Here is a 19,125-nt window from a genome sequence, read left to right on the forward strand (position 1 = left end):
CTCTTTACTATTTAAATAAAGTTCATTATAGGCATCGCTATTCAATCTTATTTAGCTCTCCGCCAACACCATTTGACGAAGAGCCTAATTTTTTTGTATAATAATCTATGAGAAATACCTCCTTGTTTAATTGTGGTGATTTAATCATACAGGTATTTCTCTTTTTTTGTCCACTTTTATATACAAAATCGTGTTGGTGGATTATTCCCACTAACACGATTAGTCTTTTATTTTTTAGGTTGCATTTGCATTGCTTCTTGTTTTAATTTTTGTACTTCGTATTTCTTTAGTGGTCGCCACTGTCCGACACCTAAATGATCAAGTGTTAAAGAACCATATTTTTCACGTCTTAATTTCATGACAGGTGTACCAATTGCCATAAACATTTTTTTCACTTGATGATTCCAACCCTCGTGAATGGTTAATTCAATGGTTGCTGTTTGCTTATCTGTATCTCCAGATAATAATTTTACTTTTGCAGGAGCTGTTTTTTTCCCATCAATTTTAATACCGTATTTCAGTTTTTTTAGTTGCTGTTCAGTAGGTATACCTTTTACTTTTGCAATATATGTTTTTTCCACATGATATTTTGGGTGCATGAGCAAATTAGCAAATTCTCCATCATTTGTTAACAATAATAATCCTGTTGTATCATAATCCAATCGCCCAATAGGATAAATTCTTTCTTGCAATCCTTGAAAATAATCTGTTACAACTGCTCTTCCTTTATCATCTGATACAGCTGAAATAACACGTTGTGGTTTATTAAATAAATAATAAACAGGTTCTTCTTTATAAAGCGGTACACCGTCTACTTCAATTTTATCACTTGTACTTACTTTATAGCCTAATTCCGTCACAAGTTTTCCATTTACTTGAACATGACCACTTATAATCAATTCTTCACATTTTCTTCTTGATGCCACCCCTGCATGCGCCATCACTTTTTGCAAACGTTCCACTAGTTTTCTCCTTATTCTGTAGCATCTTCTATTTTTACATCATTTGTTTGATACTCTTTTTTATAACGCTCTTCAAACAAATCTTGTAGCGTATTTTCTTGAATCATTTCTAATTGATCTAAATCAGGTAATTCTGACATATCCGTAATACCAAAATAATTCATAAAATAATCTGTTGTCCCATACAAAATAGGCTTTCCTGGACTATTTTCTCTTCCTTTAGATTCAATTAAATCTCTCATTTGTAATTTTTGTAGAGCACCTGTTGATTGTACACCTCTAATTTGATCAATTTGTGCACGTGTTAAAGGTTGTTTGTATGCGATAATAGCTAATGTTTCGAGCGCTGCCTGAGATAATTTAGTGGCAAAAGGAGAAACTGCATATTCTTTTATTACTTCTGAATATATTCCCTTTGTCACTATTTGATAACGATTGGCAAAAGAAACTAATGCCAGTCCGCATTGTTCATCATCATGGTATTTTTTTTGTAAAGTTTCCAGCAATACTGTAACGTCGGAAGTTTGTATATGTAATAAGTCGCTCAATTCTAATAGTGTTAGGCCTGCATCACCTGATACAAATAACAAACTTTCAACTGCACCTATTTGATTACTCATTTTCTTCTCCTTTATAATCATACCATTCTTCTTGTTGAATATTTTCTCCTGCATATAAATAAATCATATCATGTAATGTACCTTGTTTAAAATACACACGTTTTTCTTTTGCTAACTCTAACATAGCTAGAAATGTTGCTATTAAAGACTGTTTTGAGTCAATAAAATCGATAATCGGTACTTCTCTACTTGTTTTGGATAATGTGTCAACTATGCGTAACATTGTTTCTTCAACAGATACTTGATCCATTTCGATTCTTGCATGTAATGGTTGTTTTTGAAGCTGTTTTTGAAACATCTTTTGAAAAGCACGAATCATATCATCAAGACTAACTTCTCCCTCTTTTAATGGGATATTTTCTTGTAGTAGTTCTAAATTAGTAGGTTCCTTTGCAAAAAATTGTCCTCGTTCGTCTTCTTTTTCACGCAAGGCACTTGCAACTTCTTTGAATTGTTGGTATTCAATCAATTGTCTAATTAACTCATCTTGTAAATCTTCTTCGTACTCTTCTGTTTCAATCTCTATTGTATCAACTCGTGGTAATAACAATCTACTTTTAATTTCTAAAAGCGTAGCCGCCATAACCAAATACTCTCCAGCAATATCTAACTGTAAATATGTCATTGAACGAATAAATTGTAAATATTGATCAACAATAATCAGCATTGGAACTTCTTGAATATCCATTTTTGTTTCTTTAATCAAATGTAATAACAAATCTAAAGGACCTTCAAAATCATCTAATTTTATCAATAATTCTTGATTATTTTCCATTTATAACTCCTAAAAACATCAATACATAGGCAAATGTTCTCATTTTTATTGATATACAATAAAAATGAGAACATTTAGCTTAAGCTAATTCTAACGTTTTTTTGACTAAGTCTTTAAATAAGTGTTTAACTTTTTGAGTAACCTCTACAACCTCTTCATGACTTAATGCATTACCACTCATGCCTGCTGCTAAGTTAGTAATACAAGAAATCCCCATAACTTTCATACCTGCATGACGTGCTACAATCGCTTCTGGAACAGTAGACATACCAATTGCATCTGTTCCTAATAGTCTAAACATTCTAATTTCAGCAGGTGTTTCATAAGAAGGACCTGAGTACCATGTATATACGCCTTCTTTTAAATCCACACCTACTTCTTTAGCAGCTTGACGAATAATCGTTTGATACTCTGGTGTATATACTTTTGTCATATCTGGGAAACGTGGACCGATTTCCTCATCATTTGCACCAATCAATGGATTTGGTCCAGCATAGTTAATATGATCTGTAATCATCATCAAAGTACCTGGTTTAAATGTTTCATTAACACCACCTGCTGCATTTGTTAAGAAAACAGAATCTATACCTAATGCTTTGAACACACGAATTGGGAATGTAATAGCATCTAATGCATAGCCTTCATAATAGTGGAAACGTCCTTTCATAACTAGAACTTTTTTTCCACTTAATTCACCATAAACCAATTCATTAGAATGACCTGCAACAGTTGATACAGGAAAATGAGGAATTGTTGAATATTCAACAATAATTGGATTTTGAATTTCTTCTGCTAATTCACCTAAACCAGATCCTAGTATTAAAGCAAATTGTGGCTTTTCAATACCTTGCTTCTTTAAATAATCTGTTGCTTGTGCAATTTTTTCTTTATATGTCATTTTTTTATAAATCTCCTTTATACTAACTCTGATAAGAAACTTTTTCCATTTTCTGTTTGTTTAACTGAAAAATTATTAGAAATAGTTGCTGCAATATCAGCAAAATGTCCACCTGCTGACAAAGCTCCCGTTTTTTCAAAAGCTTTCGAATACACCATTAAAGGTACATATTCACGTGTATGATCTGTTCCTTTATAAGTTGGATCATTTCCATGATCTGCCGTAATCATCAATAAATCATCATCATCCATTTTTTCGTAAATTTCAGGCAAGCGTTTGTCAAAAGCTTCTAAAGCTTGTCCGTACCCTATCACATCACGTCTATGTCCATAAACAGCATCAAAATCGACCAAATTCAAGAAACTCAATCCAGTAAAATCTGTTTCTAAAACTTCAAGTAATTTGTCAACACCATCCATATTATCTTTTGTACGAATAGCTTTTGTAATACCCGCACCATTGAAAATATCATTGATTTTACCAATAGCAATACAATCATAGTGAGATTGTTCTAAAAAGTTTAATGTTGTTTCACCAAAAGGACTTAATGCATAATCATGGCGGTTACTTGTACGTTTAAAGTTTCCTGGTTCTCCAATATAAGGGCGAGCAATAATACGTCCTACCATATAAGGTTCATCTAATGTAATGCTACGTACATATTCACAAATGCTATATAATTCTTCTAATGGAATAATCTCTTCATGTGCTGCAATTTGTAAAACAGGATCTGCAGAAGTATAAATAATTAAAGCTCCTGTTTCCATTTGTTCTTGTCCATAATCATCAATCACGGCTGTTCCACTATACGGTAAGTTACAAATAACTTTCCGACCAGTGTGTTCTTCAATTTGTTGAAGAAGTTCTTGTGGAAAACCATTTGGGAAAACTCTAAATGGCTTATCAATATTTAGTCCCATAATTTCCCAATGACCAGTCATTGTGTCTTTTCCAACAGATTCTTCTTGTAATTTTGTATAATATCCCATTGTTTCAATATCATTTGGTATATTTTTTAAAGATTCTATTTTTCCTAGACCTAATTTTGCCATATTTGGTAAATGAAGCTCCATATTGTCCGTAATATGTCCTAATGTATGAGAATTTACATCATCAAATTTATCAGCATCTGGTGCTTCTCCAATTCCTACTGAATCCATTACGATTAAATGTATACGTTTAAATTTCATTTTTATTCCTCGCTCCTATTTTTTTGCATGTGGATGTGCTAGTGTATAGTCATCCGTCACTTTATTCATATCAATATGTGTGTAAATTTGTGTTGTTTCTAAATGTTCATGCCCTAATAATTCTTGTATCATTCTTAAATCCATGCCATTTGCCAATAAATGCGTTGCCACAGAATGCCTAATAGTATGTGGAGTGACATGCTTATCGACTCCACTTTCTTGAACGATTTCTTTCAATCGTTTCCAAATACCTTGCCTTGTAAATGGTTTACCTCTACGATTTAAAAAAACGTAAGCACTTAGATTATCTTTATCATAAACAGGTCTAACTAAATTATAGTACATATTTAAATAATGTAGTGCCTCTTCGCCTAATAGTGTAATTCGCTCTTTATTTCCTTTTCCGATAACATTTACTGTTGCTGCTTCTCTATGCACTTGGGATAGTTTTAAATCGCATAATTCGGATACACGTAATCCAGTGGCATACATCACTTCTAAAATCGCTCTATCTCGGATACCTTGCAAGGTATTTAAATCAGGAACAGCTAAAATATCGTCTATATCATCTTCTGTTAGTACACGGGGTAACTGCTTTCTTTTTTTAGGTAAAGAAATTTTTTCCATTGGATTTGTTTCAACAATCTGCTGGTGTTTTAAATATTTATGAAAACTTCTTAAAGCTGATATTTTACGACTAATCGTAGTTGCTTCTTTACCTTCGTCATAAAGTAAAGAAACATAGTGTCGAATATGATCTGCACTAATATTTTCCCAATGTACAATACGATATATCTCTATTAAAAAATTAGCATAGTGTATTAAATCCAATTCATAATTGATACAACTATTTTCTGAAGCTCCCTCTCTTGAGAAGTCAATGATATATTCTTTTATTATTCGTTTATCTAAACTCATCATATACTTATTTCACTAATCGAATATAGCCATCTTTTTGTTCAATCATACGACGCTTCAACAAATTACCTACGGCACGTTTAAACTGACCCTTGCTAATCCCAAAGTATTGTTTTATATCATCTGGATCGCTTTTATCCCAAAATGGAAGACTTCCATCTTTTGATTTGTTTAAAAATGCCAATAACATTTCCGCGTCATCTCCAATAGCTTCATGTGCACGTCGTCTTAGAGATAGATTTAAAATACCATCTGGTCTAACACCAATTACTCGTCCAGATAATTGTTCACCCAATCTAGGCTCATCAACGCGTTCGCTTGGATGAATAAATCCAATATAGTAATCATCTGTTAAAACGTATGTACCAACTAATTTTAAGCGAAAAGCCGTTGCTGTAATATCTTTATTTTTATCTGTTTCTTTTCCTTTTTTAGCAACAGATCTAAAAATATGTTCGTCTGCTAAAATACCCCATAAACGCTCTTTTTTATCTACTCTTAAACTAATCATCAATCGATCGTTTTTCTTTGGCCATAACTCTTTCATTTGCGGTAAATCATCTAAAGAAACGACAATTTCTTTATCAGGTAATCCTATATCAACGAACACTCCTAAATCTTTTCTAACTTGCGTTACTGTCGCCCATGCGTACTTCCCTTGCTGGACTTTTGGAATATTCGTTGTTAACCTTTTTTTATGTTGACTAGATTCATAAACAAAGCCTTTTACTGTATCTCCAATGGATAGCGACTCATCTTCTTGTTTATCCATCGCAAACGTCACACCGTCTTTTTGAATAAAATAAAAATCGTTATTTTCATCTGTGACCATGCCTGTTATGACTGTTCCATATAATGTATTCATACTATTCCTCCATATTCACCTATATTATTTTAACATAATCATGAAATAAAAAATAGTATCACTCTTTAGATGACGGTTCAGTTTTTTGTTTTAATGTAATTTCTTGATAAATTTGTTTCCCATTTTTTAACACACAAGTCAGTAATAGTATGTCTTCCTCTTTTTTATCAATATAAACGGTTCCAGTATTAAAGATAATCGCCTTCTTTTTTATATTTTTATCCATATCTTTACAAACAATATGTATCATCATTTTCGCCAAACGATTTTCTCGTTCACTATATAGCATAGCTATTTTATCGTGATAAGTCATTTGAAGATATAGTAAACTCGTTATCATAAAAAGACATAAAGTCATCACAGTCACAAAAATACTAGCTTGTTTATTTTTGAATAATATATAGAATATTCGCTTCATAATAATCTCCATTTTGAAAAAATACACGAATGTGATAATAGTCTTTTTGCTTATTGACATACCATTTTTGCACATTGAATAGCAAGGGTTCATATCCACCTTTATCAGTTGTACGTCTTAGAATGTTATGATACTGTTCATATCGAATTGTTTTCTTATCTATTTGTGTGAAAAGTACATTTGTATCATGTTTGATATATTGTTCTTTGGACAAACAGTATTCTAAATAGTTTTTGAATTGAATAAAGGCTGTTTCATGATGTTGTCGTATATAGCCATGATATTTTGTTATCATTGGTTGAGTAGAAAGAAGTAATATCGTTATAACACAAAAAACAAATAATGACACTACTGTTTCCAATAATGTAAATCCCTTTTTATTTTTTAAAAACTGATAATATTTGTTTATTATCATAATAAATAACTCCGCCATTCACATCATTATCAATACGCCCTTTTCCTTGATTAATTGTTCCTGTTTGCTCTGAGATTATGCGATTATCCAATAAATCATAAAGATGGTTAATGTCTATTTGGGTCTGTTCAAATACAAATTGTTGTATCATACAAAAGCTCATTAAAAGAATAAAACTCGACAATAGAAAAAAAGATAAGACACATTCAAACAAAATGCTCGCTCTAATATCGCTTAATTTTCTCAAGATAACATACCCCTCTTCCAAATTGTACATGTAAAATATATGTATACGTTTCTGTGTACGATGTGAATGTATCATATCTTTTTAACGTTCCCGTATCTTTTGAAAAACAATATGCATGTGTCATGCCTGAAAGTACACGAGGTACTTTCAAAGATTTGTCCAATGCTAAATTTGTATACACTTCATGCGTTTTCATGTTTACTGTTATGATACTATCTTGATGTGTCACAATCGATTGATGTTGTGCATAAAGTAATTTTTCTCCAATTGTAAAGTAAAGTGCAAAAAAACAGATAATTACTTTCTCTTTTGCGGGGTTAATAACCAAACAATAAAAACAAAGGTTTTCTAGTCAAGGCGAAAAACAAAGTGTGCCTTGACGGGAAACCTGTTTTTATTAAACTATTAATCTACCCGCAATAAAAATAACTCTGCAGGTGTACGATAACCTAATTTACGCCGTATTTTCTGATTTAAGCAGGATTCTATTTTACGAATAGTTGACTTTTTAACGGTATTGATAGATTTACCCTTAGGTAAAAACTCCCGTATCTGTCCGTTATGATTTTCGTTAGTACCACGCTCATAAGATGAATAAGGGTGTGCATAGTAAATGCTTAAATATGTCGATTCTAATTCAGATAACGAGGCGAATTCTGACCCATTATCAGATGTAATACTCTTGAAGGTTGATTTCCTATATTGTTTAAAAATATTCTTTAATGTCCGTAAGACACATTGTGCTGTTTTATCATTCATTTTACGTATAATTGTATAACGTGTTTGTCGTTCTACTAACGTTAATAATAGTGCTTCATTTTTTGTCTTCTTAAATAAGACTAAATCAATTTCCCAATGTCCAAATTCTGTACGATTATTCGCTACGTCTGGTCGATTTTCGATAGATGTACCCATATTTTTCTTGTATGTTTTGGTGTTCTCTTTTTTCGGTCGTTTTCTAATGCTTACCATTTTGGGTAAATCAATTGGTTTGATAGGGATAATACCTTGATGAACAAACGTATAAACCGTTTTCGTACAAGGGACTTTTTCATTAGGATGATTTTGCCGATACCAATGTACAAAGGTATCAATACTATGGGTTCTATATTTTTCAGTAACTACCTGTTGTAAGTCTTTGAAAAATTGTTGACTAAATTTTTCAGTTAAATCATGATGATATTTATTTTGTTGCTTAGCTTTATAGATGTAATGGCTTGTTTCAGCGTAATATTTTAATTCGTCACGTTGGATACCATTTCGATTAACAATTTGATTAACGCTTCCTCGTTTAATTTCTCTATAAATTGTGGATACATTTCTTCCGAGTCGTTCAGCGATATATCGTATTGGCTTTTTTTCGTTTAATAACGTTTCAATTTTTGTACGTTCAACCAATGATAGCTGTTTATATTGTTTTTTTGTGTTATAATTTGTTTTAGACATGATAATGACCTTTCTAATTTTGTGGTGAATCTTAGTAAGTTAATTATCTGTCTTTTTTTGTTTTTATAACACTATTTTGCTTTTGCACTTTATTTTACAACTCGGCTAAAGTAATTTTTCTTGAAACGCTTCAAAAAATAATTGACACGTCATATCTTGTAGAGCACTTTTTTGAAATTGAATACCTATAACGAACAAAAATGTGATAATCATTAGAGCAATTAGACTATCCATAAATAACATACCTTTATTCTGTCGGATAAGATACATGCCCATCTCCAGAAAGTGTAATATGACGTTGATTGATTTCGTTTATTTGCTTATCATTTAAATAACCTTCATCTAGCAGAGCTTCTAAAGAAACAGAACGATCTTGATGCTCTAATAAATATAAAGCTGCCTGTGTTTGTACAACATTTGCCAATGCTTGTGTACCTTGTTTATCAATACGCTCTTTCTTATCTGTTAAATTAGGGACAATTAGTAGCATTAAAATAGAAATAATAAACAAAACAATAATCATCTCTAAAAGTGTAAAAGCTTTTTTATTTTTTAGTGATTTAAACATATATATCCTCCTTTTATTCAACTAAAACATGATTAACCATATCAAACATTGGCATCATTAAAGCAATATAAATTGCAACAATAAATAGACCCACACTCAAAAAAAGAATAGGCTGTATTCATGTCATTTTTTGATGAATATCCTTTTCTAATTTTTCCAAATTATCTTTTGAAAAGACAAATAATTTCATTGATAAATGGCTAATTTTTTCTCCATGTTCAATGACAAGTGCCATTTCTTCACTTAAAAACGGCAACTTACGAATAACATCACTTATCGTTTGTCCTTGTTGCATATAGTGTTCAAGCAATACGATAAACTCTTTCAATAACGGTAAGGTGTTTCCTCTTTTCAATACATCGACCACTTCATTAAAACCGTACTGACTTCCTAACAAATAAGCGAGCTCCCTGGAAAAATAAGACGTATAATACCATTTTATCCACTTTTTAATAAAAGGAATTTTACTTAAAAACCCAGCTTTTTTCATAGGAGATTGCTTTTGATAATAAAAAAGCAATAACAAAAAACACAGAACACACATAACAATGCTCCATAATATGTAAACAGGTAATGTTTTTATAAGAAAAAAAGTAAACTGACTATTTTCATAATTAGATTGATGAAACATATCTTCTAAACTGGGTAAAAAAAATTGCTGGATCCCAATAATCAATCCAATAATAAAACACAATAATATAGTTGGATACAAGCACAGTTGTTGTATTTTTTGATATTGCTTTCGTCGTTCTTTTAATTGATGACCGCAACTGAACAAGACTTCTTGTAAATGACCGTGTAATTGTGCTAAATAAATTCTTGTTGTGATAGACTGATCAAACCCACATATTCCTAAAATAGAGTCAAATGATTTACCAGATTTTAAAGCTTGTTCCATATAGACAAATATAGGTTTTTGTTTCACCATCAAATGCACTAAGAACGTCAAAGCCTCTGACAAAGGAAATCCTTCTTTTAATAATTCAGATAATTTGATTAAACATTCTGCTTGGTGTTCTTTTTTAAAGCGATACCCCAATTCGATACTCCTCCAATGTTTCTTTTCCTATATAAGACAAGGCATATAATTTAGATAAAAGCTTATCAAACTGCATAGATTTCCCTTTATTTGTCGTCCAATATAATTGAATATCGCTTTCTGTCATAACACATGTTAACAATAAGCGTTTCTCGTGACTCGGGATATGCGTGCAATAAAACAAACATTCCATTTCACAAAATGGACAGTATCTAGGAATAAGCCTTTGCATCACAATTCCTGTTAATACTTCTTTTAACAACACTTTTGAAACACCTAATTCTAATAATCTCATCATACAACCTTCACAACTTTTTGCATGAATAGTAGCAACTACTAAATGTCCTGTTAAAGATGCTCTAACCGCCATTGCAGCTGTTTGTTCATCTCGTATTTCCCCAATAAATAAAATGTCTGGATGATGTCTCAAACTTGCTTTTATTAAGTGTTGATAATCAACACCTATGGATGTATTGATTTCCGTTTGTAAAAAATGATCGTTAATAATCTCTACCGGATCTTCTAAAGTCATAATATGAATAGGCTTTTCATTGTATTTTTTTGATAATAAATAATGAATGAGCGTTGTTTTACCCGAATCGACTGGTCCAGAAAAAATAATCATGCCTTGTTTTTTCGTGAATAATCTATATAAAGCATCTATTTTCTTAGGAAAATAATGTTGAATAACACCTGTTTCTTTTTTTATTTTAAGTAAACGAATAACCATTGTTTCTTGATAATACACATTACAAATGGTCGATGTTCGAATATCAAAAGATACATTAGCTATTTTATAAGTTGCCGATCCTGTTTGAGATTTTCTTTTTTCACCGACAGCTAATCCTGTTATATATTTAAAATGTCTTATGAGTTGTTCTCCTATCTCATAAGTTAATGTTTTAAATATCACTAATTTACCTAAATAACGGAAATAGATGATATACATCTTTTGTTTAGGCATAATATGAATATCTGAAATAGATTTTTCTAAAGCAGTATGCATCATTTTATCTGCAATTTGTTCAATCATAGTTTTCTCCTCCATCTTCCTATTATTAACTATATACATTTTATGTCTATTTTTGACAAAATATTTAAATAGATAATTGAATAATGAAAAAGGTTATGTTACAATTTTTCGGTACCATATACATAAGAAAGGAGAACAATAAGGTGAAAAATATTTCTTGGAAATCATTATTTATTATTACTTTAGGGAATTTAGTTTTTGCTATAGCTGTTAATACATTTTTATTAGCAAACCATATGGGAGAAGGTGGTGTCACTGGTATTTCACTACTTTTATACTATGTTGCACAAATTCCCGTTGAATTATCTTATTTTTTAATCAACCTCGTTTTAATGGCAATTGGCTATAAATATTTGGAAAAATCAACCATTTTTTATACAATTTACTCATTTGCTATTTTTTCTGTTTTTGTTCGCTTAACCTCTTCATTTCAATACGTCATGCACGATCAGTTATTGGTTCCAATCGTTGGTGGATTAATGAGCGGAACATCTATCGGATTTATTATTTGGGCAGGTGGCTCAACAGCCGGAACAGATATTATCGCTCTTATCATCAATCGTTATTTCAATGTTCCAACAAGTACAGCATTATTTGTCATTGACTTATTTATTGTCGGTCCTTCTGCATTTGTAATCGGATTTGAAAAAAGTATTTATACATTGATTATGTTATTTGTTGCTGTTAAAGTGATTGATTATATTTTGGAAGGTTTCAACGTCAGAAAGTCGATTTTAATTATTTCTGAACATCATGAAGAAATTAGCCAACGAATTTTAACCGACTTATATCGTGGTGTAACAGTCTTACACGGGCATGGTTCCTATACAAAAGAAGAAAAACAAATACTATACATCGTCGTAGATAGAAATCAAGTTGTAGATATTACAAAATTAGTCAACCACATCGATCCAAAAGCATTTATGACAATATCAGATGTCCATAATGTGCTAGGAGAGGGATTCACTTATGATATATCCAAAAAGAAACGCTAATATAGAGCTGATTATCTTTGATTTAGACAATACTTTATACGACACGATTGAACCATTTGAAAAAATGGTTCAATCGTGTTCTCTTACATTCTCTGATAAAATAAATACTGTTTTTAAACAGTATAGTGTGTTTTCTGAAATAGCTTTTCAAGCTGTCCAACGTAAAGAAATGCCTTTAGAACAATCTTATTCCTATCGTTTTAGACTATTACTAGAACACTATCATGTTCCGTATAATATGGACACACTTAAACATATGCAATCACAATATCGCTATTTCCAAACACATATCACCTTATCAGATACAATGAAAAATATTTTCACTTTATTAAAACAAGCCAATAAGCAAATGGCTATTTTAACAAACGGACCTACCTATGGACAAAATATCAAATTAGAAGCCTTAAATATTGAAGTGTATATTCCCAAAAAATATTGGTTTATTTCAGAACAATTAGGATATGCTAAACCAGATAAACATGTTTTTCATACTGTTTTAAACACTTTTGATAGATTGCCCGAACATACGTTAATGATAGGTGATTCCTATCATCATGACATCGCACCTGCTTTAGCATTAAATATGCAAACGTGTTGGTTTAATAAAGATTTACACAAAAACAAATTATCTACTTATACTGTAACAAACGAGCAAACTTTATTCTCAATGATACAAAATATCTTTTCATAAAAATGAATATCTATAGCAAACAAAAAAGGAGAACTGACAGTTCATATTGTCAGTTCTCCTCTTTTATTGGTAATGACTAATGTCATTCACTACTGAAAAACTTCTAATTATAAAAATAGGTTGCAAAAATTTGTCTAGCCACTTGACCCGCATAACCTTCGTTACCTTCTAAATGTGGTACAACAACAGTTACTGTTATATCGGGATTATCACTCGGAGCATATCCAGAAAAAATAGAGTTGATTACTTCTGATTGTGCTTTGTCTTTAATATCTCCGTCATAAATGGCCTCTGCTGTTCCTGATTTACCTGCTACTGATATACCAAATCCAGCATAATTTGTATATTCTGTTCCTAAATATCCGTTTACAACACGGTATAGACCTTCTTTTATACGACTGAATTGAGAGGTTGTTAAATCAACCTTATTCATCAATGTTGGCGTCATATCTGTTTGAACTTGCCCAAAACCAGTTAAGCTATTGATGTCACGAATTTCTCGTACTAGTCTTGGTGCAAAACGCACTCCGTCATTTGCAACTGTCGTCATATATTGTGATACTTGTAGTGGAGAGTATAAATCATACTGACCAAAAGATAAGTAGACAGCCCCAACAAGTGGTGTTTGATATGGAGAATATCCCGTGCTGACATTTGGTAAATCAATACCAGTAGAGCCTCCTAAACCATACGCAGCATACTCTCTTCTCAATTTATAAATCGTATCGTCCATAATAGACAATGTGTTCCCAGTGGCAAAATCTGGTTGTCCTCCAACTGCTAAGGCGATTTTTGCCATATACACGTTGGAAGAACGTTCTAATGCTGTAATATCATTTATCGCAACACTTCCCTCTTGATTGAAGAAAGAACGAATTGCATTTGAATTTTGAAAATGCAACGGAGAATCGATTAATACATTATTCTCTTCATCGATTATATTGTATTTATACCCTATACCTACACTGGCTGCTTTGACAACAGATCCCATACCAAAATTTTTATTCATTGCACCTAAAATATCATCTTCAATTTTAGAGGTATCGTAAGTATCTTTTTCTTCATTATAAGCATATTTTTTACCATTGATTGATAAAATTTCTCCAGTACTAGTTTTTTGAACAACCGCATAAATAGAACTATTTAATCCTTTATGTTCAATATTTCTTGTTAAAAAATTCGTTAAAATGCCATCTACTCTTTTTTGTAATGCTGTATCTAATGACAAAACAAGATTTGAACCTGCTTTTCCTTCGTATGTTTCTGTCGAAGACATAACTTTATTATTCGTATCCAATGTAACAGACGTTACTTTTGGTGTTCCTCTTAAAACTGAGTCATATTGTTTCTCTAAAAAACTAGTTCCAACACGACTATTACTTGCATAACCTTGCGCCATCAATAAATTAGCTTCTTGTTGAGGTAACCCTGTTTTCTCAGTAGATACACTACCAAGAATTGCTTTCAAAAAATCTCCTTCAGGATAAATTCTTTCCCAATCAGAACCTATGGATATGCCTGTTAATTCGGTTAAATGCTCTGTTACATTAAAGATTTCTTCATTTGTAACCTCTCTATTTTTAATCGCTATCGTAGATAATGAACTAATACTGTTCATTCGTGTAAAAATAGCTGCAATTTGCTTATCCTTATCAGAGAACATAATATCCTCTGCTGTTATTTTTTCTAATTGCGTATTATATAAAGCTACCCCAGATAATTTTTTTTCACTGGTACTCAAACGACTATTCAATTCATCTTTATGCAAAACAGCCCAATAATCTTTCAAATCTCTCTCTTTTAATTCTTCTGTTGAAACAGAAATATAATCCGATAAACGTGTTGCAATTTTTACCATATCACTCGTATTAAGTGTATGTCTTGTATAGTTAATGGTCGTATGTGCCTTATTTCCAACCAATAAAACACCATTTCTATCAAAAATTTGTCCCCTTGCCATTTCCGTTTTTACGTGTATAGCTTTGGTATCTGTTAAAATAGTTGTGTATTTATCATGATTTGTTAATTGTAAAGACACTAATCTTACAATTAAGATAATAAATAAAATCACTATAACAGAAAACAATAGATTTAATCGCAATGGAATATGTGATTTCTTTACTTTTTTGTTCACTTATCGTCACCTTTTCATACTAACATAAAAACTATTATATCAGAAATTATACTTGTTTACATTCATTTATTGGCTATTTTTTCAATAATACGATAGAATGTATCCAATATATTAAATAAAAAAAGGAGATAAGCATGAGCTTCGATGGATTTTTTACCTATCACATAAATAACGATTTAAAAAAACAGCTTGAAAATGGACGTATCAATAAAATTTATCAACCTAGTCCGTACGAAATTGTATTATCGATGCGTGCAAATCGCCAAAACTATAAATTACTTTTAAGTATTCATCCAACACAAGCAAGATACCATTTAACACAAGAAACATTTTTCAATCCTGAAATAGCACCAAATTTTTGTATGTTACTAAGAAAACATTTAGAAGGTGCTTTTTTAAAAAATATTCAACAAGTGGGTATTGACCGTATCACAACCTTTATTTTTCAAAATAAAGATGATATTGGTGATGAGCATTTGCTCCACCTAACGATTGAACTAATGGGTAGACATAGTAATTTATTTTTAATCAATCCTTATACGAATAAAATTTTGGATTGTTTAAAACGTGTGTCACAAACAAAAAATTCATATCGTTTATTGGCAGCCAATCAACTATACACACTCCCACCGTATCAACACAAACAAAATATTATCACACTTTCAAAAAATGAATTGGAACATATTTGTAGCACGGTTGATGCAAATCCAAAATCTATTCAAGAAACATTCCAAGGATTAGGTCGAGATACTATTCAATGGGTCTTAGATACAATGGAGCACGAGCAATGCTCTTTGTCGGATAGTCTTTATCAATTAAAGAACGCTCCTACTTGTCCATCACTAACCTCCCATGGTTTTTCATGTATAGACACAACTGGTGAAAAAATAAATTCTCTACACGAATTATTAGATGTCTTTTATCAAGAAAAAGCAAAATTAGAACGTGTCCAACAATTAAGTGGAAATTTAATCTATAAACTACAACAAATTATTGATAAAAATCTAGATAAATTAAATAAACTGCATACAGAAAAAAATTCCGCTGAACATGCAGATACATTCCGTATCAAAGGTGAGATTTTAACAGCTTTTTCTTATGAAATACCAAAAGGACAAACCTCTGGAACTTTTTTAAATTTTTATGATGATAATAAACCAATGACTATCACACTAAAACCTGAATTAACACCGACACAAAATGCACAATATTACTTCAAAAAATATCAAAAATTAAAACAAGCAATTTCTCATCTTGATGAACAAATTGAACTAGCACAAAATGAAAATATGTATTTAGAAAGTGTTCTTGTACAAATTAAATTAGCAAATACAGAAGATTTGGTGGCGATTAAAGAAGAACTTATTTCAACAGGTTATTTGAAACAGCAAAACCGAATGAACCGAAAACAACAACACAAAAAACTAGCACCACTACAATTTTGTTCTAGCGACGGAATATCTATTTTAGTTGGACGGAATAATTTACAAAATGATACATTAACACTGAAACAAGCTAAAAAAACAGATATCTGGTTACATACAAAAGACATTCCGGGCTCCCATGTTATTATTCAACATGACTCTCCTAGTCAAGATACATTATTAGAAGCTGCACAAATTGCTGCGTACTATTCAAAATTTCAAGCATCATCAAATGTCCCAGTCGATTATGTTGCTGTCAAATATATAAAAAAACCGAATGGTGCAAAACCAGGATTTGTTATTTATGAAAATCAAAAAACATTATTTGTATCTCCGGATAAGTCTATTATTGAGCGTCTAAAAGTTGATTTTTAAAGGGTATTTCATTATAATGTATACGAAAGAATAGATTGGAGTTTATATATGTATAAGAAAAAAGAGAAAACAAAAATGGAAAAAATTACACAAATTGTTGTGTGGTTAATGCTCATTGCAACATTGGGATCTATCATTATCGGTAGCGGTATGTACGTTTATAATTTTTTAAATCACTAAAAACAAGCGAAGCAAATGGACATCTTCCATTTCTTCGCTTATTTTTTATTGAAAAATATTGCGAGTTGATGCTTCTATTCATCAACTCGCAAACTATCTATCTTTTTTTCTTTTTCGCTTTTTTATTTGCCTTTTTCATCATTTGTTTCATGGCAAGTTTCCCAAGTTTTCCTTTGACACCACCACCCATAAGATTTTCCAAACCTCCTAGATTACCTTTTGACATTTGGCTCATCATCTTACGTGATTCATTGAATTGTTTAATCATGCGGTTAACTTCCATGATATTACGTCCTGATCCTTTGGCAATACGTTTGCGACGACTTTGCGTTAAACTATCTGGATTTTCACGTTCACTTGGTGTCATGGATAAGACAATGGCTTTCATATGTGCCATATCTTTTGGATCAATTTTTAACTGGTCCATTCCAGGAATATTACTCATACCTGGAATCATTTTGATTAAATCTTCTAAAGGTCCCATATTGGATACTTGATCCATTTGAGCAATAAAATCATTAAAGTTAAATGTGTTCTCACGCATTTTTTCTGCCATTTTAGCAGCTTCTTTTTCATCAAATTCTTGTTTTGCACGTTCAATCAATGTCATTAAATCGCCCATACCAAGAATACGTGATGCCATTCGATCTGGATAGAATGGTTCTAAATTATCTAATTTTTCACCTTGACCAGTAAATTTAATTGGTTTACCTGTCATTTGACGAATAGATAAGGCTGCCCCACCTCTAGTATCACCGTCAAGTTTTGTGATAATAACACCCGTAATATCTAAACGGTCATTAAATGCTTGTGCAACATTAACAGCATCTTGCCCTGTCATTGCATCGACAACAAGTAAAATTTCTGTCGGATTAGCCACCGCTTTAATTTGTTCTAATTCCAACATCAATTCTTCATTCACATGTAAACGACCTGCTGTATCAATAATGACTAAATCTCTACCATCTAAAATGGCTTTATCAATGGCCTGTTTTGCAATATCAACTGGACTAACTGTATCACCTAATGAAAAAACAGGTAGCTCTAATTGTTGACCAATTGTTTTTAATTGTTCAATTGCTGCAGGACGATAAATATCGCCGGCTACTAACATTGGGCGTTTATGTTCTTGTTTTTTCAAATAATTCGCTAATTTACCAGCAGTTGTTGTTTTACCTGCCCCTTGTAGACCAACCATCATCACAACTGTCGGTGGTTTAACAGAAAACCGGAACGGTTCTTGCTCGCCTCCCATTAAGGCTGTTAATTCTTCATTAACAATATCAATGACTTGCTGAGCAGGAGACAATGCTTCTAGCACATTTGCTCCTAAAGCTCGTTCATTTACTTTTTTTACAAATTCTTTGACAACTTTAAAGTTAACGTCTGCTTCTAATAATGCTAAACGTACTTCACGCATCATTTCTTTTAAATCAGCTTCGGTAATTTTTCCTTTTCTACCTAGCTTTTTGACCGCTCCTTGTAAGCGTTCAGATAAACCTTCAAAAGCCATTATTTATCCTCTCCATTCCTTATTTCTTGAACAAGACGATGCAACACAGCGTCCTCTTGATAATGTGTACGAACATATTCTTGTAATACTTTTAGATGTTTTTCATTTACAGCATATTGTTCAATTAACCGCAGGACACTTTCATAATGTGCCAATATTTGCTCACTACGCTTAATATTATCATATACAGCTTGTCTACTAACATTTAGCTCCTCAGAAATTTCACTCAGCGATAAATCTTGTTCATAATATAATTCTAAATATTCTTTTTGTTTTGCTGTTAGGAGCCCTCCGTAAAAATCGTACAACATGCTCATATATGCTGTTTTTTCCATTTCCATCTTCTCACTCCTAACCTTTTATGCACATTTTTCATTATAGCATATTTTTTAAGGATGATGTATTATTTTCATTAAAAG

24 protein-coding genes are annotated in these 19,125 nt (G+C 31.6%); 4 read left to right on the forward strand and 20 right to left on the reverse strand.

The annotated features are described in order from the left end of the window. Positions 1 to 37: 37 nt before the first annotated feature. The 17 genes from H1220_06035 to tadA all read right to left on the reverse strand — a co-directional run bounded on the left by H1220_06035 (position 38) and on the right by tadA (position 11,394). Positions 38 to 217, reverse strand: coding sequence for a hypothetical protein (locus H1220_06035; GenBank protein ID QMI85280.1), 180 nt, complete (start codon positions 215 to 217; stop codon positions 38 to 40). Between the two features lie 10 nt (positions 218 to 227). Beyond that, positions 228 to 962: an rRNA pseudouridine synthase gene (locus H1220_06040; protein ID QMI85281.1), complete on the reverse strand. Its 735-nt coding sequence runs from the start codon at positions 960 to 962 to the stop codon at positions 228 to 230. Positions 963 to 973: 11 nt separating this feature from the next. Next, entirely contained in the window at positions 974 to 1,582 is a 609-nt protein-coding gene (scpB, locus tag H1220_06045) for an SMC-Scp complex subunit ScpB (protein QMI85282.1), read from the reverse strand. Next, on the reverse strand, positions 1,575 to 2,357 hold the full coding sequence (locus H1220_06050) for a segregation/condensation protein A (GenBank protein QMI85283.1): 783 nt from the start codon (positions 2,355 to 2,357) through the stop codon (positions 1,575 to 1,577). The genes scpB and H1220_06050 overlap by 8 nt, the downstream gene beginning before the upstream one ends. A gap of 79 nt (positions 2,358 to 2,436) precedes the next feature. Further along, on the reverse strand, positions 2,437 to 3,255 hold the full coding sequence (locus tag H1220_06055) for a purine-nucleoside phosphorylase (GenBank protein ID QMI85284.1): 819 nt from the start codon (positions 3,253 to 3,255) through the stop codon (positions 2,437 to 2,439). A gap of 17 nt (positions 3,256 to 3,272) precedes the next feature. Then, a complete protein-coding gene (gene deoB / locus H1220_06060; GenBank protein QMI85285.1) occupies positions 3,273 to 4,445 on the reverse strand; it encodes a phosphopentomutase in 1,173 nt (390 codons plus the stop codon). 15 nt (positions 4,446 to 4,460) lie between these two features. Beyond that, a complete protein-coding gene (locus H1220_06065) occupies positions 4,461 to 5,363 on the reverse strand; it encodes a tyrosine recombinase (GenBank protein ID QMI85286.1) in 903 nt (300 codons plus the stop codon). Between the two features lie 7 nt (positions 5,364 to 5,370). Next, entirely contained in the window at positions 5,371 to 6,228 is an 858-nt protein-coding gene (locus tag H1220_06070; protein ID QMI85287.1) for a DNA-binding protein, read from the reverse strand. A gap of 58 nt (positions 6,229 to 6,286) precedes the next feature. After that, entirely contained in the window at positions 6,287 to 6,646 is a 360-nt protein-coding gene (locus H1220_06075; GenBank protein ID QMI85288.1) for a hypothetical protein, read from the reverse strand. Then, positions 6,612 to 7,061, reverse strand: coding sequence for a prepilin-type N-terminal cleavage/methylation domain-containing protein (locus H1220_06080; protein ID QMI86677.1), 450 nt, complete (start codon positions 7,059 to 7,061; stop codon positions 6,612 to 6,614). Before H1220_06080 ends, H1220_06075 begins: the two co-directional genes overlap by 35 nt. Continuing rightward, the gene (locus H1220_06085) at positions 7,024 to 7,212 is read right to left on the reverse strand and encodes a hypothetical protein (protein ID QMI85289.1); all 189 of its coding nucleotides are present in this window, start codon (positions 7,210 to 7,212) and stop codon (positions 7,024 to 7,026) included. The genes H1220_06080 and H1220_06085 overlap by 38 nt, the downstream gene beginning before the upstream one ends. A gap of 73 nt (positions 7,213 to 7,285) precedes the next feature. Continuing rightward, a complete protein-coding gene (locus tag H1220_06090) occupies positions 7,286 to 7,636 on the reverse strand; it encodes a hypothetical protein (protein QMI85290.1) in 351 nt (116 codons plus the stop codon). Positions 7,637 to 7,713: 77 nt separating this feature from the next. Further along, positions 7,714 to 8,754: an IS30 family transposase gene (locus H1220_06095; GenBank protein QMI85291.1), complete on the reverse strand. Its 1,041-nt coding sequence runs from the start codon at positions 8,752 to 8,754 to the stop codon at positions 7,714 to 7,716. Positions 8,755 to 8,859: 105 nt separating this feature from the next. Continuing rightward, positions 8,860 to 8,997: a hypothetical protein gene (locus H1220_06100; protein ID QMI85292.1), complete on the reverse strand. Its 138-nt coding sequence runs from the start codon at positions 8,995 to 8,997 to the stop codon at positions 8,860 to 8,862. A gap of 4 nt (positions 8,998 to 9,001) precedes the next feature. Further along, complete coding sequence (locus H1220_06105; GenBank protein QMI85293.1) at positions 9,002 to 9,322, reverse strand: prepilin-type N-terminal cleavage/methylation domain-containing protein; 321 nt, start codon at positions 9,320 to 9,322, stop codon at positions 9,002 to 9,004. 118 nt (positions 9,323 to 9,440) lie between these two features. Continuing rightward, positions 9,441 to 10,361: a type II secretion system F family protein gene (locus H1220_06110; protein ID QMI85294.1), complete on the reverse strand. Its 921-nt coding sequence runs from the start codon at positions 10,359 to 10,361 to the stop codon at positions 9,441 to 9,443. Further along, positions 10,345 to 11,394 carry a Flp pilus assembly complex ATPase component TadA gene (gene tadA / locus H1220_06115; protein QMI85295.1) on the reverse strand — a complete coding sequence of 350 codons (1,050 nt, stop codon included), beginning with the start codon at positions 11,392 to 11,394 and terminating at the stop codon, positions 10,345 to 10,347. Before tadA ends, H1220_06110 begins: the two co-directional genes overlap by 17 nt. A gap of 143 nt (positions 11,395 to 11,537) precedes the next feature. Between tadA and H1220_06120 the strand changes: the two genes are divergently transcribed. Both H1220_06120 and H1220_06125 read left to right on the forward strand, forming a co-directional pair. After that, positions 11,538 to 12,389, forward strand: coding sequence for a YitT family protein (locus H1220_06120; GenBank protein ID QMI85296.1), 852 nt, complete (start codon positions 11,538 to 11,540; stop codon positions 12,387 to 12,389). Next, on the forward strand, positions 12,364 to 13,080 hold the full coding sequence (locus tag H1220_06125) for an HAD family hydrolase (GenBank protein ID QMI85297.1): 717 nt from the start codon (positions 12,364 to 12,366) through the stop codon (positions 13,078 to 13,080). Before H1220_06120 ends, H1220_06125 begins: the two co-directional genes overlap by 26 nt. Positions 13,081 to 13,183: 103 nt before the next feature. Here H1220_06125 and H1220_06130 read toward each other — a convergent pair whose 3' ends face one another. Further along, positions 13,184 to 15,214 carry a penicillin-binding protein 2 gene (locus tag H1220_06130; GenBank protein ID QMI85298.1) on the reverse strand — a complete coding sequence of 677 codons (2,031 nt, stop codon included), beginning with the start codon at positions 15,212 to 15,214 and terminating at the stop codon, positions 13,184 to 13,186. 134 nt (positions 15,215 to 15,348) lie between these two features. Here H1220_06130 and H1220_06135 point away from each other — a divergent pair, with 134 nt between their 5' ends. Continuing rightward, positions 15,349 to 17,013 carry an NFACT family protein gene (locus H1220_06135; GenBank protein QMI85299.1) on the forward strand — a complete coding sequence of 555 codons (1,665 nt, stop codon included), beginning with the start codon at positions 15,349 to 15,351 and terminating at the stop codon, positions 17,011 to 17,013. Between the two features lie 48 nt (positions 17,014 to 17,061). Beyond that, complete coding sequence (locus H1220_06140) at positions 17,062 to 17,193, forward strand: DUF4044 domain-containing protein (protein QMI85300.1); 132 nt, start codon at positions 17,062 to 17,064, stop codon at positions 17,191 to 17,193. 97 nt (positions 17,194 to 17,290) lie between these two features. Here H1220_06140 and ffh read toward each other — a convergent pair whose 3' ends face one another. Then, positions 17,291 to 18,706: a signal recognition particle protein gene (gene ffh / locus H1220_06145; protein ID QMI85301.1), complete on the reverse strand. Its 1,416-nt coding sequence runs from the start codon at positions 18,704 to 18,706 to the stop codon at positions 17,291 to 17,293. Further along, positions 18,706 to 19,047, reverse strand: coding sequence for a putative DNA-binding protein (locus H1220_06150; protein QMI85302.1), 342 nt, complete (start codon positions 19,045 to 19,047; stop codon positions 18,706 to 18,708). Before H1220_06150 ends, ffh begins: the two co-directional genes overlap by 1 nt. Positions 19,048 to 19,125 lie beyond the last annotated feature (78 nt).

This window comes from Carnobacteriaceae bacterium zg-84 (assembly GCA_013874835.1).
GTDB lineage: Bacteria > Bacillota > Bacilli > Lactobacillales > Aerococcaceae > WM01.

Bases quoted from the DNA above. Each gene is read 5' to 3' on its own strand.
- H1220_06055 (QMI85284.1), bottom strand. From the start codon at position 3,255: ATGACATATAAAGAAAAAATTGCACAAGCAACAGATTATTTAAAGAAG.
- ffh (QMI85301.1), bottom strand. From the start codon at position 18,706: ATGGCTTTTGAAGGTTTATCTGAACGCTTACAAGGAGCGGTCAAAAAG.
- H1220_06105 (QMI85293.1), bottom strand. From the start codon at position 9,322: ATGTTTAAATCACTAAAAAATAAAAAAGCTTTTACACTTTTAGAGATG.
- H1220_06150 (QMI85302.1), bottom strand. From the start codon at position 19,047: ATGGAAATGGAAAAAACAGCATATATGAGCATGTTGTACGATTTTTAC.
- deoB (QMI85285.1), bottom strand. From the start codon at position 4,445: ATGAAATTTAAACGTATACATTTAATCGTAATGGATTCAGTAGGAATT.
- H1220_06085 (QMI85289.1), bottom strand. From the start codon at position 7,212: ATGATACAACAATTTGTATTTGAACAGACCCAAATAGACATTAACCAT.
- H1220_06100 (QMI85292.1), bottom strand. From the start codon at position 8,997: ATGTTATTTATGGATAGTCTAATTGCTCTAATGATTATCACATTTTTG.
- H1220_06140 (QMI85300.1), top strand. From the start codon at position 17,062: ATGTATAAGAAAAAAGAGAAAACAAAAATGGAAAAAATTACACAAATT.
- scpB (QMI85282.1), bottom strand. From the start codon at position 1,582: ATGAGTAATCAAATAGGTGCAGTTGAAAGTTTGTTATTTGTATCAGGT.
- H1220_06125 (QMI85297.1), top strand. From the start codon at position 12,364: ATGATATATCCAAAAAGAAACGCTAATATAGAGCTGATTATCTTTGAT.
- H1220_06135 (QMI85299.1), top strand. From the start codon at position 15,349: ATGAGCTTCGATGGATTTTTTACCTATCACATAAATAACGATTTAAAA.
- H1220_06075 (QMI85288.1), bottom strand. From the start codon at position 6,646: ATGAAGCGAATATTCTATATATTATTCAAAAATAAACAAGCTAGTATT.
- H1220_06065 (QMI85286.1), bottom strand. From the start codon at position 5,363: ATGAGTTTAGATAAACGAATAATAAAAGAATATATCATTGACTTCTCA.
- H1220_06095 (QMI85291.1), bottom strand. From the start codon at position 8,754: ATGTCTAAAACAAATTATAACACAAAAAAACAATATAAACAGCTATCA.
- tadA (QMI85295.1), bottom strand. From the start codon at position 11,394: ATGATTGAACAAATTGCAGATAAAATGATGCATACTGCTTTAGAAAAA.
- H1220_06050 (QMI85283.1), bottom strand. From the start codon at position 2,357: ATGGAAAATAATCAAGAATTATTGATAAAATTAGATGATTTTGAAGGT.
- H1220_06080 (QMI86677.1), bottom strand. From the start codon at position 7,061: ATGATAATAAACAAATATTATCAGTTTTTAAAAAATAAAAAGGGATTT.
- H1220_06070 (QMI85287.1), bottom strand. From the start codon at position 6,228: ATGAATACATTATATGGAACAGTCATAACAGGCATGGTCACAGATGAA.